The organism is Pseudomonas sp. UYIF39 (genome assembly GCF_029963765.1).
In the GTDB taxonomy this organism is placed as follows: domain Bacteria; phylum Pseudomonadota; class Gammaproteobacteria; order Pseudomonadales; family Pseudomonadaceae; genus Aquipseudomonas.
Genome location: NZ_JALBYU010000007.1, coordinates 227,843 through 242,045, shown reverse-complemented (window position 1 = coordinate 242,045; position 14,203 = coordinate 227,843). Strand labels below are relative to the sequence as shown.

The following is a 14,203-nucleotide window of genomic DNA, read 5'->3' as shown; positions in this document are numbered from 1 at the left end:
AGCCCCTTTGTTTTAACCGCCGCTTTGATTTGGCCAACTGGCCGCGCACTTGTACGTTCAAGGATCCTATGAGCAAGCCCACTGTCGACCCTACCTCGAATTCCAAGACCGGCCCTGCCGTGCCGGTCAATTTCCTGCGCCCGATCATCCAGGCGGACCTGGACTCGGGTAAGCACACGCAGATCGTCACCCGTTTCCCGCCTGAGCCCAACGGCTACCTGCACATTGGTCACGCCAAGTCGATTTGCGTGAACTTCGGCCTGGCCCAGGAATTTGGCGGCGTCACGCACCTGCGTTTCGACGACACCAACCCGGCCAAGGAAGACCAGGAATACATCGACGCGATCGAAAGCGACGTCAAATGGCTGGGCTTCGAATGGTCCGGTGAAGTGCGCTACGCCTCGCAGTATTTCGACCAGTTGCACGACTGGGCCGTTGAACTGATCAAGGCTGGCAACGCCTACGTCGATGACTTGAGCCCTGAACAGGCCAAGGAATACCGTGGCAGCCTGACCGAGCCGGGCAAGAACAGCCCGTTCCGCGATCGTTCCGTGGAAGAAAACCTGGATTGGTTCGCCCGCATGAAGGCCGGCGAATTCCAGGACGGCGCGCGCGTGCTGCGGGCCAAGATCGACATGGCCTCGCCGAACATGAACCTGCGCGACCCGATCATGTATCGCATCCGCCACGCTCACCACCACCAGACCGGTGACAAGTGGTGCATCTACCCGAACTACGACTTCACCCACGGTCAGTCGGACGCCATCGAAGGCATCACCCACTCGATCTGCACCCTTGAGTTCGAAAGCCATCGTCCGCTGTACGAGTGGTTCCTCGAGAATCTGCCCGTGCCGGCGCAACCGCGTCAGTACGAATTCAGCCGTCTGAACCTGAACTACACGATCACCAGCAAGCGCAAGCTCAAGCAACTGGTCGATGAAAAGCACGTTCTTGGCTGGGACGATCCGCGCATGTCTACGCTGTCCGGCTTCCGCCGGCGTGGTTATACGCCGAAATCGATCCGCAACTTCTGCGAAATGGTCGGCACCAACCGTTCCGACGGCGTAGTGGACTTCGGCATGCTCGAATTCAGCATCCGCGACGATCTCGACCACAGCGCCCCGCGCGCCATGTGCGTGCTGCGTCCGCTGAAAGTCGTGATCACCAACTACCCGGAAGGCCAGGTCGAGAACCTCGAATTGGCGTGCCACCCGAAAGAAGACATGGGCGTGCGCGTTCTGCCGTTCGCCCGTGAGATCTACATCGACCGTGAAGACTTCATGGAAGAGCCGCCAAAAGGCTACAAACGGCTGGAACCCGCTGGCGAAGTGCGTCTGCGCGGCAGCTACGTGATCCGTGCCGACGAAGCGATCAAGGACGCCGATGGCAACATCGTCGAACTGCGTTGCTCCTACGACCCGGAAACCCTGGGCAAGAACCCTGAAGGCCGCAAGGTCAAAGGCGTGGTTCACTGGGTGCCGGCTGCGGCCAGCGTCGAGTGTGAAGTGCGTCTGTACGATCGCCTGTTCCGCTCGGCCAACCCTGAGAAGGCCGAAGACAGCGCCAGTTTCCTGGACAACATCAACCCTGACTCGCTGCAAGTTCTCACAGGTTGTCGTGCCGAGCCTTCGCTGGGCAATGCACAGCCGGAAGACCGTTTCCAGTTCGAGCGCGAAGGTTACTTCTGCGCGGATATCAAGGACTCGAAACCGGGCGCTCCGGTGTTCAACCGTACCGTGACCTTGCGTGATTCGTGGGGCCAGTGATTCAAGGAAACTAAAGTGCTTACGATCTACAACACGCTCACCAAGAGCAAAGAAGTGTTCAAGCCGCTGGATGGCAACAATGTGCGCATGTACGTCTGCGGGATGACCGTGTACGACTACTGCCACATTGGCCACGGCCGCAGCATGGTCGCGTTCGACCTGGTGACCCGCTGGTTGCGCTTCAGCGGTTATAACCTGACGTATGTGCGCAACATCACCGATATTGAAGACAAGATCATCAATCGGGCCAAGGAGAACGGCGAGCCGTTCGACGTGTTGACCGAGCGCATGATCACCGCGATGCATGAGGATGAGGCGCGCCTCAATATCCTCAAGCCGGACATGGAACCGCGGGCCACCGATCACATCGCTGGCATGCAGACCATGATCCAGACCCTGATCGACAAGGGTTACGCCTATGCTCCGGGCAATGGCGACGTGTACTACCGCGTCGCCAAGTTCATGGGCTACGGCAAGCTATCGCGCAAGAAAATCGAAGACCTGCGCATCGGCGCGCGGATCGAAGTCGACGAGTCCAAACAGGACCCGCTGGACTTCGTGCTGTGGAAGGGCGCCAAGCCGGGTGAGCCGAGCTGGCCTTCGCCTTGGGGCGACGGTCGTCCGGGCTGGCACATCGAGTGCTCGGTGATGTCGACCTGCTGCCTGGGCGAGACCTTCGACATTCATGGCGGCGGCAGCGACCTCGAGTTCCCGCACCACGAAAACGAAATCGCCCAGAGTGAAGCGGCCACCGGCAAGACCTACGCCAACGCGTGGATGCATTGCGGCATGATTCGCATCAATGGCGAGAAGATGTCCAAGTCCTTGAACAACTTCTTCACCATTCGCGACGTGCTGGAAAAGTACCACCCGGAAGTCGTGCGTTACCTGCTGGTGTCGAGCCACTACCGCAGCGCAATCAACTACTCGGAAGACAACCTCAAGGACGCCAAAGGCGCACTCGAGCGTTTCTACCACTCGTTGAAAGGCCTGCCGAACGTGGCGCCGGCCGGTGGTGAAGCCTTTGTCGAGCGTTTCACTCAGGTGATGAACGACGACTTCGGCACGCCGGAAGCCTGTGCCGTACTGTTCGAGATGGTTCGCGAGATCAACCGTTTGCGTGAGAGCGATCTCGATGCGGCGGCGGGTCTGGCGGCACGCTTGAAGGAATTGGCCAGTGTGCTGGGTGTGTTGCAGCTCGAAGCTGATGACTTCCTGCAGGCCGGTGCTGAAGGGCGGGTTGATGCGGCTGAAGTTGATGCGCTGATTGCCGCGCGTCTGGCCGCTCGTGCAGGTAAAGATTGGGCCGAATCGGACCGCATCCGCGACCAGCTCACCGCCATGGGCGTGGTGCTGGAAGACGGGAAGGGTGGGACGACGTGGCGTCTGGCTGACTGATTGCGTTAGTCGCTGCAAAACAAAACCCGCCTTGTGCGGGTTTTTGTTTGTGCGCAGGTTTTTAGTCTGCGGTGACAGGGCTGGCGCCTTCACGAGCAGCAGTCAGCTTTCCGACTGGCGCAACCGCTTGTAAAGGGTGTTACGGCTAACCCCCAGACGCCGGGCCAAATGCGAGATATTCCCCCCAGCCGCCGCCAACTGCCGATTCAAATCCTCGGCATCATTCAAATCCACCGCCATCGGCTCCGGTAAATCCACCGGCTCCATCTCCAAATCAACAAAGAAATCATCCGGCAAATGCTCCGGCCGCACCGGTTGTTCCTCGGCCATGGCCAGCGCCACCTGCATCACGCTGCTGACCTGACGCAAATTTCCTGGCCACGGATGACGACTGAACAACTCCATCACTTCACGGCTCAACCCGGCCCATTGCGACGGTTCGCGATGCTGTTCCCACAGCCGCTTGAACAGCGCCTGCTTGTCACTGCGTTCTCTTAACGGCGGCAGTTCCAGGGTCAAACCACCAATCCGGTAATACAAGTCCTCGCGGAAGCGCCCCAACTGAACCTGCTCGCGCAACGAGCGGTTGGTTGCCGAAATAATCCGGATATCCACCGGGAACAACTCGCTGCTGCCTACCGGTTGCACGCAACGCTCCTGCAAAACCCTTAACAATCGCGCCTGGGTCGGCAACGGCATATCGCCGATTTCATCAAGGAATAGGGTGCCTTTGTCGGCCTTGCGGATCAGCCCGATGCTGCCTTTCTGGTTGGCACCGGTGAACGCGCCTTTCTCGTAGCCAAAAAGCTCGGACTCCACCAGTTCGGCGGGGATGGCTGCACAGTTGACGGCAATGAACGGTTGTTCACTCCGAGAGCTGGCCTGATGCAGGGCTTTGACGAAGACTTCCTTGCCGACCCCGGTTTCGCCATGGATCAACAACGGAATGTCTTTTTCCAGCAAGCGCTCGGCCTGGCGCACGGCTTTTTCTACTCGGCTGTCGCCGAAGTGCAGGGTGTTAAGACTGATTGCGGCGTGCGCGGTGACGGCGGGTTCGGCGCTCTTGGGTTCAGCAGAGAATAGCCGCGCCTGGATCGGCATCTGTTTTGGCCGCTTCAACAGGCACTGAAAGCGGTTGCGACCCGAGGCTTGCAGGGCAAACGGCAGGCCGTCCGGCTGGTTCAATAACTCCAGCAGCGAGACCTTGAACAGACTCTCGACGCTGACCCGCGACAGACTGATGCCCAGCAGATTGTCAGCCCTGCGGTTGGCAGACAGCACCTGCCCGGTTTCGTCAAAGATCAGCAGCCCGGCCCATTGACTGTCGAGGTTGTTCAGCCCGGTGTTGAACGTCAGTTGAAAATGCTGGCCATGGAACAGGTTGAGGATCAGCCGGTTTTCCACGCTCTGACTCATCATCTTGACCATGCCGAGCGTGTGGGATGGCGGCAGGTAGCTGTCGCTGGACACGTCCAACACCGCGATCACCTTGCGTTCGGCATCGAAAATCGGTGCGGCGGAACCGGTCATGAAGCGGTTGGCTTTCAGAAAGTGTTCATCGTGTTCGATGTGCACGGCCTGCTCGCAGGCGAGGGCGGTGCCTATGGCGTTGGTGCCGCTGCAACGCTCCATCCAGCTGGCGCCAGCGCTGAAACCACGGGTCAGGCTCGGCTCGATAAAACGCTGTGTGCCCCACGACGTCAGGACCTGGCCTTGATTGTCGGCGAGCATGATCAGGCAGTTGGAGTTGCTGAGGATGTTTTCGTAATACGGCAGGACTTCCTGATGCGTGGTCTGCACCAGCGAATGCTGGCTCTCCAGCAATTGGGCGATGCCTTCGGCCGGTAGCTGATCGAACGCTGGCGCGCTCTGATGGTTGAGGCCGAAGGCGCGGCAACGTTTCCAGGAGTCCTGAATGATGGCGTCGTGGGAGAGCGGCGAGGCAGGTGCGGCCATGGCAGTCGATCTCTGAGCATTATTATTTTTGTTATGAATAACGCGATTCTGTAGCAGCTGGCGGAGCCTGCGCTCGGCGACGTAGTCGTCGTGAAATCAGGCGTCGCGGTGTATCAGGAATACCGCGTATACAGGTTTTACGACGACTGCGTCGCCGAACGCAGGCTTCGCCAGCTGCTACACAGGATCGTGGTGAATTTGGATAATCGTGTCGCTAAAGCATCCGTAGAGTGTTGTTCACTATTGTTCATTGTCAACCGCCGGATTGTTCAATTGTTCAGTCGCGGTTGTTCATTTCTGTTCAGCAATGAACGCGGTTTTGCCCTTGTTTCACAGATTCTCAAGCCAGATCAACGGCTTGCAGTTTCTGGCACGAATGTCGCTCTGTAGCTCCGGTCGCTTGACTCCAATAATAAAAAGGCCGAGCCATGTCATTAACCCTGGAGCACGTCAGCCGTACCGTCGAGGGCCAGACCTGGATCGACGATGCGTGCCTTAATTTCGAAGCCGGATCTTTCAACGTTTTGCTCGGGCGCACGCTGTCCGGCAAAACCAGTCTCATGCGCCTGATGGCCGGTCTGGACAAGCCCGACAGCGGTCGGATCCTGATGAACGGCGTCGACGTCACCCAGCGCCCGGTGCGTTTGCGCAATGTGTCGATGGTCTATCAGCAATTCATCAACTACCCGACCATGACGGTGTTCGAGAACATCGCCTCGCCGTTACGCCAGGGCGGTATGTCCAATGAGTTGATTCAGAGCAAAGTGCTGGAAACCGCGAAGATGCTGCGCATCGAGAAATTTCTCCAGCGCCATCCGCTTGAACTCTCCGGTGGTCAGCAACAGCGCACGGCGATGGCCCGGGCGCTGGTCAAGGATGCCGAACTGATACTGTTCGACGAACCGCTGGTGAACCTCGACTACAAACTGCGCGAAGAACTGCGTCAGGAAATGCGCGAACTGTTCAAGGCTCGCCACACCATCGCCATCTATGCCACCACCGAACCCAACGAAGCCCTGGCGCTGGGCGGCACCACCACCATTCTTCACGAAGGCCGGGTGATTCAGAGCGGCAAGTCTTCCGAGGTGTATCACCAGCCGCAAACGGTGCTGGCGGCAGAGCTGTTCTCCGAGCCGCCGATCAACCTGATGCCGGGGCGTATCGCCGGCAACGAAGTCAGCTTCGCCAATTTCGTGCACTTCCCGCTCAACGTCGATTTGCGGCCGGTGGGCGAGGGTGAGTTTCGCTTTGGCGTACGGCCCAGCCATATTTCGCTGGTGCCTAGCAACGACGATGACCTGGAACTGGCGGTGACCGTCGAGGTGGCCGAGATCAGCGGGTCGGAAACCTTCCTGCACGTGCGCAACGAACATTTCCTGCTGGTGCTGCACTTGCCCGGCGTCCACGAGTACGACGTCGATGCGCCGATTCGCATCTATATCCCGACCCATAAACTGTTTGTGTTCGATATGCAGGGGCGGCTGGTCCAGGCGCCCGGTCGCCGTATCGCGAGGGTTGCCTGATGGCCGAAATTCGTTTGCAGCACCTCGCCCACAGTTACACCCGCACGCCGACCGGCCCCGAGGATTATGCGATTCGTGAGATGGACCACGTCTGGGAGCAGGGCGGTGCCTATGCCTTGCTCGGGCCGTCGGGCTGCGGCAAGTCGACCTTGCTCAACATCATTTCCGGATTGCTCAGTCCGTCCCAGGGTCAGGTGCTGTTCGACAGCAAAGTGGTCAACGACCTGACTCCGGAGAAGCGCAACATCGCCCAGGTTTTCCAGTTTCCGGTGGTCTACGACACCATGACGGTGTTCGACAACCTGGCCTTCCCGCTGCGCAATCAGGGCATGGCCGAGGCGAAAATTCACAGCAAGGTGCAGGAAATCGCCGAGGTCCTCGACCTTCAGGCGTTGTTGAGCAAAAAGGCGCGCAACCTCACCGCCGATGAAAAGCAGAAAGTCTCCATGGGCCGTGGGCTGGTGCGCGATGACGTGTCGGCGATCCTGTTCGATGAGCCGCTGACGGTGATCGATCCGCACTTGAAGTGGAAGTTGCGACGCAAGCTCAAGCAGATCCACGAGCAGTTCAACATCACCATGGTCTACGTCACCCACGATCAGCTCGAAGCCTCGACCTTTGCCGACAAGATCGCGGTGATGTACGGCGGGCAGATTGTGCAATTCGGTACGCCGAGAGAACTGTTCGAGCGACCGAGCCACACCTTTGTCGGCTATTTCATCGGCAGTCCGGGGATGAACCTGATCGAGGTACAGCCGCAGCCCGGCGGTGTCGGTTTCGCCTCGACTCATTTGCCACTTTCCGATGCTCAACAGAAACGCATCGTCGAGTCCGAGTGGAAAACTCTGAAAGTCGGCATCCGTCCGGAGTTCGTGCACGTGTGGGACGAGCCGTTTGATGAGGCGATGCAGGCACAGGTCGTACACGTCGAAGACCTTGGCACCTACAAGATCATGACCCTGAACCTCGACGGCGCCCCTTTGAAAGTGCGCCTGGCCGAAGACAAGCCAGTGCCTGAGGGAACCGCCTACATCAGCTTCCCGGCTCAATGGTTGATGGTGTATGCCGACGAATATCTCTTGGAGACGTAGCCATGAACAAGGTGCAGAACAACAAGGCCTGGTGGCTGGTGTTGCCGGTGTTTTTGCTGGTGGCGTTCAGTGCGGTGATCCCGATGATGACCGTGGTCAACTACTCGGTGCAGGACATCTTCGATCAGTCCAGCCGCTACTTCGTCGGCGCCGACTGGTACAGGCAAGTGCTGCTCGATCCGCGCCTGCATGACTCATTACTGCGTCAGTTCATCTACTCCGGCTGTGTACTGCTGATCGAAATCCCGCTGGGCATCGCCATCGCCCTGACCATGCCGACCAAGGGCCGCTGGTCGTCGCTGGTGCTGATCATTCTGGCGATTCCATTGTTGATTCCGTGGAACGTGGTGGGGACGATCTGGCAGATCTTCGGTCGGGCGGACATCGGCCTGCTGGGGTCGAGTCTCAATGCCATGGGCATCAGCTACAACTATGCGGCCAACACGATGGACGCTTGGGTCACGGTGCTGGTGATGGACGTCTGGCACTGGACGTCGTTGGTGGCGCTGTTGTGTTTCTCGGGGCTGCGGGCGATTCCGGACGTGTACTACCAGGCGGCACGGATTGATCGGGCATCGGCCTGGGCGGTTTTCCAACACATCCAGTTGCCCAAGCTCAAGAGCGTGCTGTTGATCGCGGTGATGTTGCGGTTCATGGACAGTTTCATGATCTACACCGAGCCGTTTGTGCTGACCGGTGGCGGTCCGGGGAATGCCACGACGTTCTTGAGCCAGACGCTGACGCAAATGGCGATCGGGCAGTTCGACCTCGGCCCGGCGGCGGCTTTCTCGCTGGTGTACTTCCTGATCATCCTGTTGGTGTCCTGGCTGTTCTATACGGCCATGACTCACTCTGACGCCAACCGCTGAGGTCTGCCATGAGTAAAAGAAAGCTCATTCCGCTGTTGATCTACATCCTGTTCCTGCTGGTGCCGATCTATTGGCTGCTGAACATGTCCTTCAAGAGCAACACCGAAATCCTCAGCGGCCTGACGTTGTTTCCGCAGGATTTCACCTTCGCCAACTACAAGGTGATCTTCACCGATCCGGCCTGGTACACGGGTTACCTCAACTCGCTGTACTACGTGAGCCTGAACACGGTGATTTCGCTGAGCGTGGCATTGCCGGCGGCGTATGCGTTCTCGCGCTATCGATTCCTCGGCGACAAGCACCTGTTTTTCTGGCTGTTGACCAATCGTATGGCGCCGCCGGCGGTATTTTTGCTGCCGTTCTTCCAGCTGTATTCCTCGATTGGTTTGTTCGACACCCACATCGCGGTGGCACTGGCTCACTGCCTGTTTAACGTGCCGTTGGCGGTGTGGATCCTCGAAGGTTTCATGTCTGGCGTGCCGAAGGAGATCGACGAAACCGCCTACATCGACGGCTACAGTTTTCCCAAGTTCTTCGTGAAGATTTTCGTTCCGCTGATTGGCTCCGGGATCGGTGTGACGGCATTTTTCTGCTTCATGTTTTCCTGGGTCGAACTGCTGCTGGCGCGAACCCTGACGTCGGTGAATGCCAAACCGATTGCGGCGGTGATGACGCGCACGGTCTCGGCGTCCGGCATCGACTGGGGCGTGCTGGCGGCAGCGGGGGTGTTGACCATTCTGCCGGGCATGCTGGTGATCTGGTTTGTTCGCAACCACGTGGCCAAGGGCTTTGCCCTGGGCCGGGTCTGAGGAGCTGATGATGGAATGGATGAGTTGGACGGTCCCCACCGCGGCGTTCTTCATTGTCATTGGCCTGATTCTGGTGGGCATGACGACCTGGGAATTGCGTTCGCCGAGCATTCTTCGGCGGGGTTTGTTGCCGATTGCCACCACCCGTGGCGATCGGCTGTTTATCGGTCTTCTCGGCAGCGCCTACCTGCATTTGCTGGTAATCGGCGTCACCGACTGGAGCATCTGGGTAGCGTCCGCGTTGTCCCTGGTGTGGCTGTTGGCTGTGATGCGTTGGGGCTAGTCGAATCGCTCGGCAATGTTGCTCCGAAAATCAAACAGGAGGTCTCTATGTTCGACAAAAACAATAAGCTGCGACATAGCGTTTCATTGGCAGCCATGCTGGCACTCAGCGGGCTGAGCGCTGCGGCGTGGGCCGATGCCTATGAAGACGCTGCGAAGAAATGGATTGGCGCCGAGTTCAAACCGTCCACCCTGACGGCCGACCAGCAGCTCGCGGAATTGAAGTGGTTCATCAAGGCGGCCGAACCGTTTCGCGGGATGGACATCAAAGTCGTCTCCGAAACCCTGACCACTCACGAATACGAGTCCAAGGTGCTGGCCAAGGCCTTTACCGAGATCACCGGGATCAAGGTGACCCACGACCTGCTGCAAGAAGGCGACGTGGTGGAAAAGCTGCAGACCGTGATGCAGTCGGACAAGAGCATCTATGACGGCTGGGTCAACGACTCGGACCTGATCGGTACGCACTTTCGCTACGGCAAGACCGAATCGATCACCGACCTGATGGCCAACGAAGGCAAGGCGTATACCTCGCCAACCTTGGACCTCAAGGACTTCATTGGTCTTTCCTTCACCACCGCTCCCGACGGCAAGCTTTATCAATTGCCTGATCAACAGTTCGCCAACCTGTACTGGTTTCGCGCCGACTGGTTCGAACGCGCGGACCTGAAAGCCAAGTTCAAGGAAAAATACGGCTACGAATTGGGCGTGCCGGTGAACTGGTCGGCCTATGAAGACATCGCCAAATTCTTCAGCGAAGACGTCAAGGAAATCGACGGCAAGCGTATCTACGGGCACATGGACTATGGCAAGAAAGACCCATCCCTGGGCTGGCGCTTCACCGATGCCTGGTTCTCCATGGCCGGTGGCGGCGACAAGGGCTTGCCCAACGGTTTGCCGGTGGACGAGTGGGGCATTCGTGTCGAAGACTGCCACCCGGTCGGTTCCAGCGTGACTCGCGGCGGCGATACCAACGGCCCGGCAGCGGTGTTTGCCACCACCAAATACGTCGACTGGCTGAAGAAGTACGCGCCACCGGAAGCGGCAGGCATGACCTTCTCCGAATCCGGTCCGGTACCGTCCCAAGGCAACATTGCCCAGCAGATCTTCTGGTACACCGCGTTCACCGCCGACATGACCAAGCCGGGCCTGCCAGTGGTGAATGCCGATGGCACGCCGAAATGGCGCATGGCGCCGTCTCCACGCGGTCCGTATTGGGAAGAGGGCATGAAGCTGGGGTATCAGGACGTGGGGTCGTGGACGTTCATGAAGTCCACGCCTGAGAAACAGAAACTGGCGGCATGGCTCTATGCGCAGTTCGTGACCTCGAAAACCGTATCGCTGAAGAAAACCATCGTCGGCCTGACGCCGATCCGTGAGTCGGACATCAACTCGCAAGCCATGACCGACCTGGCACCGAAACTCGGTGGTCTGGTGGAGTTCTACCGCAGCCCGGCCCGCGTGCAATGGACCCCGACCGGGACCAACGTGCCGGACTATCCGCGTCTGGCACAACTCTGGTGGAGCCACATCGCCGAAGCCGCCAGTGGCGATAAAACCCCGCAAGAGGCGCTGGATGGTCTGGCCAAGGATCAGGACGCGATCATGAGCCGCCTGGAACGCTCCAAGGCCCAGGCCACCTGTGCGCCGAAAATGAACCCGGAACGCGACGCGCAATACTGGTTTGATCAGCCGGGTGCACCGAAGCCGAAACTGGCGAACGAGAAGCCTAAAGGTGAAACCGTGAGCTACAACGAACTGCTGAAATCGTGGGCGGATGCGCGGAAGTAAAGGCTGAACCGCAAAAGGCCAACGGCACCGTGAGGTGCCGTTTTCTTTGGCGCCTGATCCATGGCAATCGCGAGCAGGCTCGCTTGTATGTTTAGACTTGAAGGGGTGGGTCTAATAGATCCATGTGCGCAGATGTGGCTTCTACCTTTCGTAGGTATCTAGTTGGCTGTCTGACAGAGAGGTATCGATGTCATTTGGAAATACGAGTTTGCCCTTCATGGCGCCGATCCGTTTAACACGCGTTTTTTTCAAGGTGATTTTGCCTCGGCGTTCTTTGGCTAACGCATCGAGGCCATCCATCAACTCTGAAAAAATAGTCCCCTTCATGGTTCTTGGATCTCCACTCGATAGGTGATCTTCAAATTTAGCGGCAAATGCCTTCTGCGGAATGTCAGCTATTGCTCACTGCTTTGCAGCAAATTCCTAGAAAGGAGAGGGCATTGAAGAGCAGAAGATTGCAGCCTGCGGCACCTCCTACAGTACACACCGTTCCAATATAGGCGCCAGCCGCATTTACCGGCTTCGATTGACGTGTCGGAACAATCCACAGCACTATCCAGCCATGAATACCCAATATCGAATGACCATGATGTGCTCCTCTATGACCGCTTCCGGCGGGCTATAAGGTCATACGTATTTGTCATTTGACGTGTTACCCAAAGCCCCGCCAGAGATGGACGGGGCTTTTTATTCCTCGTCCGCACATGGCTCATGGAGAGAGAAATGTTCGAGATCAGAAGAGCCACCTCGGACGATGCCCAGATAGCGTTCGACATTCGGCGACTCGCCATCCGGCATCAATGCGTCGGCGCTTACACCGAGCAGCAAATGTTCGACTGGACCAAAGGCTCGGTCGAAGACGGTTACGACACGCTAATGGACAAGCACTTCTATGTAGGCTGCGTTGAGGGCAAGCCCGTGGCGACCGGCATGCTCGATCTGGCGCACCGTGAAATTGGCGCAATCTTCATTCACCCGGATTTCATGCATTGCGGGCTGGGCAAGCGTGTTTTGTGTTTTCTTGAAGATCTGGCGCGGGATTTGGGACTGACCGAGGTGTGTCTTGATGCGACGATGAATGCTACTGATTTCTATCGGCGCTGTGGTTACGTCGGGGAGGAACCTGCGATTTACCATTCACCCTCAGGCCTTCGGCTGGCCTGCGTGCCTATGGTGAGGAAACTGTGAAGGCCTGAGCGCAAAAACGGCACCCGAAGGTGCCGTTTCTGTTTTTACCGAGTGTCGCTTAAGCAATCAACCCGCCAACCCTGCCTGCTGAACCAGTACCAGCAACGGCTGCGGATACAGCCCAAGGAAGAACGCCAGTGCGGCTATCGCCAGCAGCATCACGCCGCCTGCACGTTGTTCCCAGTGCAGTTGCGCATCGTGGCGACGCAGGTTCGGTTCGATCAGGTACAAGGTGACCATGACGCGCAGGTAGTAGAAGACGCCGATGGCGCTGCCCAGTACCAGGGAACCGACCAGCCACCATTGGTGCGACTCGACACCGGTAGCGATGATGTAGAACTTGCCGATGAAGCCCGCGGTCAGCGGGATACCGGCCAGGGACAGCATCATCACGGTCAGTACGGCGGTCAGGTACGGACGGCGCCAGAACAGGCCGCGGTATTCGTACAGTGCATCCGCGTCACGGCCGTTGTACGGCGAGGACATCAGGGTGATCACGCCGAACGCGCCGAGGCTGGTGATCACGTAGGTGACCAGGTACACGCCGATGGCTTCCACGGCCAGACCCTTGCTCGCCACCAGGGCGATCAGCAGGTAACCGAAGTGAGCGATGGACGAGTAACCCAGCAGACGCTTGAGGTTGCTCTGGGTCAGTGCCAGCAGGTTACCGAACAGGATCGACGCGATGGCGATGATGGTCAGCACGTCGCTCAGTACACCGCTGCTCGCCGCGGGCGAGATCTGGAACAGACGCACCATCACTGCGAACACAGCGACTTTCGACGCGGTGGCCAGGAACGCGGCCACCGGCGCCGGAGCACCTTCGTAAACGTCCGGGGTCCAGAGGTGGAACGGTACCAGCGACAGCTTGAACGCCAGACCGATCAGCATCATGCCCAGGCCCAGTTGCGCCAGCGAGCTTGGCAGGCCGGTGGCCGCGAGGGCCTGGCCGATGCCGACGAAGCTCAGGCTACCGGAGTCGGCATAGAGCAGCGCCATGCCGAACAACAGGAACGCGGAACCGGCGGCCGACAGCACCATGTACTTGATACCGGCTTCCAGCGAACGCTTGTTGAAGAAGGCATATGCCACCAGACCGTAGACCGGTACCGAGAGCAGTTCCAGACCGATGAACAACCCGGCCAGGTGCTGCGCGCTGACCAGTACCAGACCACCGGCGGCGGCCATCAGGATCAGCAGGTAAAGTTCTTCACGGTTGCCCGGGTAACCCGAACCGCCATCGCCGAGGTAGGCGTGGGCGAGGGTCACACAAGCGAGGGTGGCGACCAGGATCAGCGCCATGTACAAGCAAGCGAAGGTGTCAATCTGCAGCAGTGGAGTCACGGCCAGAGGCGCGACTTTCAGGGCTGGCAGGATCGACAGCAACGCCAGGTTCAGACCCGCCACGGAAATCAGGAAGGTCTGCGAGTGGTTGCGGCGCCAGGCGATCGCCAGCATCACCACGATGATCGTGGCGCTGGTGATCAACAACGGCGCAAGCGCGATAAAGTGTTGAGTCGTGAATTCCAT

Annotated in this window: 12 protein-coding genes; 9 read left to right on the top strand and 3 right to left on the bottom strand. The window is 58.6% G+C overall.

Going from position 1 to position 14,203, the window contains the following annotated elements; all coding sequences use genetic code 11:
- Positions 1-68: 68 nt before the first annotated feature.
- Positions 69-1,766: a glutamine--tRNA ligase/YqeY domain fusion protein gene (locus tag MO767_RS12320; RefSeq protein WP_282480711.1), complete on the top strand. Its 1,698-nt coding sequence runs from the start codon at positions 69-71 to the stop codon at positions 1,764-1,766.
- A gap of 15 nt (positions 1,767-1,781) precedes the next feature.
- Complete coding sequence (gene cysS, locus MO767_RS12315; protein WP_282480710.1) at positions 1,782-3,164, top strand: cysteine--tRNA ligase; 1,383 nt, start codon at positions 1,782-1,784, stop codon at positions 3,162-3,164.
- Between the two features lie 102 nt (positions 3,165-3,266).
- On the opposite strand, the gene MO767_RS12310 is transcribed toward cysS, so the two are convergent.
- On the bottom strand, positions 3,267-5,120 hold the full coding sequence (locus tag MO767_RS12310; protein ID WP_282480709.1) for a sigma-54-dependent Fis family transcriptional regulator: 1,854 nt from the start codon (positions 5,118-5,120) through the stop codon (positions 3,267-3,269).
- 428 nt (positions 5,121-5,548) lie between these two features.
- On the opposite strand from MO767_RS12310, the gene MO767_RS12305 reads away from it, so the two are divergent.
- The 6 genes from MO767_RS12305 to MO767_RS12280 are packed head-to-tail and all read left to right on the top strand — an operon-like array spanning position 5,549 to position 11,485.
- Entirely contained in the window at positions 5,549-6,643 is a 1,095-nt protein-coding gene (locus MO767_RS12305; RefSeq protein WP_282480708.1) for an ABC transporter ATP-binding protein, read from the top strand.
- The gene (locus MO767_RS12300; protein WP_282480707.1) at positions 6,643-7,734 is read left to right on the top strand and encodes an ABC transporter ATP-binding protein; all 1,092 of its coding nucleotides are present in this window, start codon (positions 6,643-6,645) and stop codon (positions 7,732-7,734) included. The genes MO767_RS12305 and MO767_RS12300 overlap by 1 nt, the downstream gene beginning before the upstream one ends.
- A gap of 2 nt (positions 7,735-7,736) precedes the next feature.
- The gene (locus MO767_RS12295) at positions 7,737-8,603 is read left to right on the top strand and encodes a sugar ABC transporter permease (RefSeq protein WP_282480706.1); all 867 of its coding nucleotides are present in this window, start codon (positions 7,737-7,739) and stop codon (positions 8,601-8,603) included.
- Positions 8,604-8,611: 8 nt separating this feature from the next.
- The gene (locus MO767_RS12290; protein ID WP_017339615.1) at positions 8,612-9,412 is read left to right on the top strand and encodes a carbohydrate ABC transporter permease; all 801 of its coding nucleotides are present in this window, start codon (positions 8,612-8,614) and stop codon (positions 9,410-9,412) included.
- Positions 9,413-9,422: 10 nt separating this feature from the next.
- Positions 9,423-9,695 carry a DUF2160 domain-containing protein gene (locus tag MO767_RS12285; protein ID WP_027925091.1) on the top strand — a complete coding sequence of 91 codons (273 nt, stop codon included), beginning with the start codon at positions 9,423-9,425 and terminating at the stop codon, positions 9,693-9,695.
- Positions 9,696-9,742: 47 nt separating this feature from the next.
- The gene (locus tag MO767_RS12280; protein ID WP_282480705.1) at positions 9,743-11,485 is read left to right on the top strand and encodes an ABC transporter substrate-binding protein; all 1,743 of its coding nucleotides are present in this window, start codon (positions 9,743-9,745) and stop codon (positions 11,483-11,485) included.
- A gap of 141 nt (positions 11,486-11,626) precedes the next feature.
- Here MO767_RS12280 and MO767_RS12275 read toward each other — a convergent pair whose 3' ends face one another.
- Positions 11,627-11,812, bottom strand: a complete 186-nt coding sequence (locus MO767_RS12275) for a hypothetical protein (RefSeq protein WP_282480704.1) — start codon at positions 11,810-11,812, stop codon at positions 11,627-11,629.
- A gap of 396 nt (positions 11,813-12,208) precedes the next feature.
- Here MO767_RS12275 and MO767_RS12270 point away from each other — a divergent pair, with 396 nt between their 5' ends.
- Positions 12,209-12,673 (top strand): GNAT family N-acetyltransferase, encoded by a 465-nt coding sequence (locus tag MO767_RS12270; protein ID WP_282480703.1) that lies wholly within the window; start codon positions 12,209-12,211, stop codon positions 12,671-12,673.
- Between the two features lie 66 nt (positions 12,674-12,739).
- Here the strand turns inward: MO767_RS12270 and nuoN are convergent, their stop codons facing one another.
- Positions 12,740-14,203, bottom strand: a complete 1,464-nt coding sequence (nuoN, locus tag MO767_RS12265; protein ID WP_033057078.1) for an NADH-quinone oxidoreductase subunit NuoN — start codon at positions 14,201-14,203, stop codon at positions 12,740-12,742.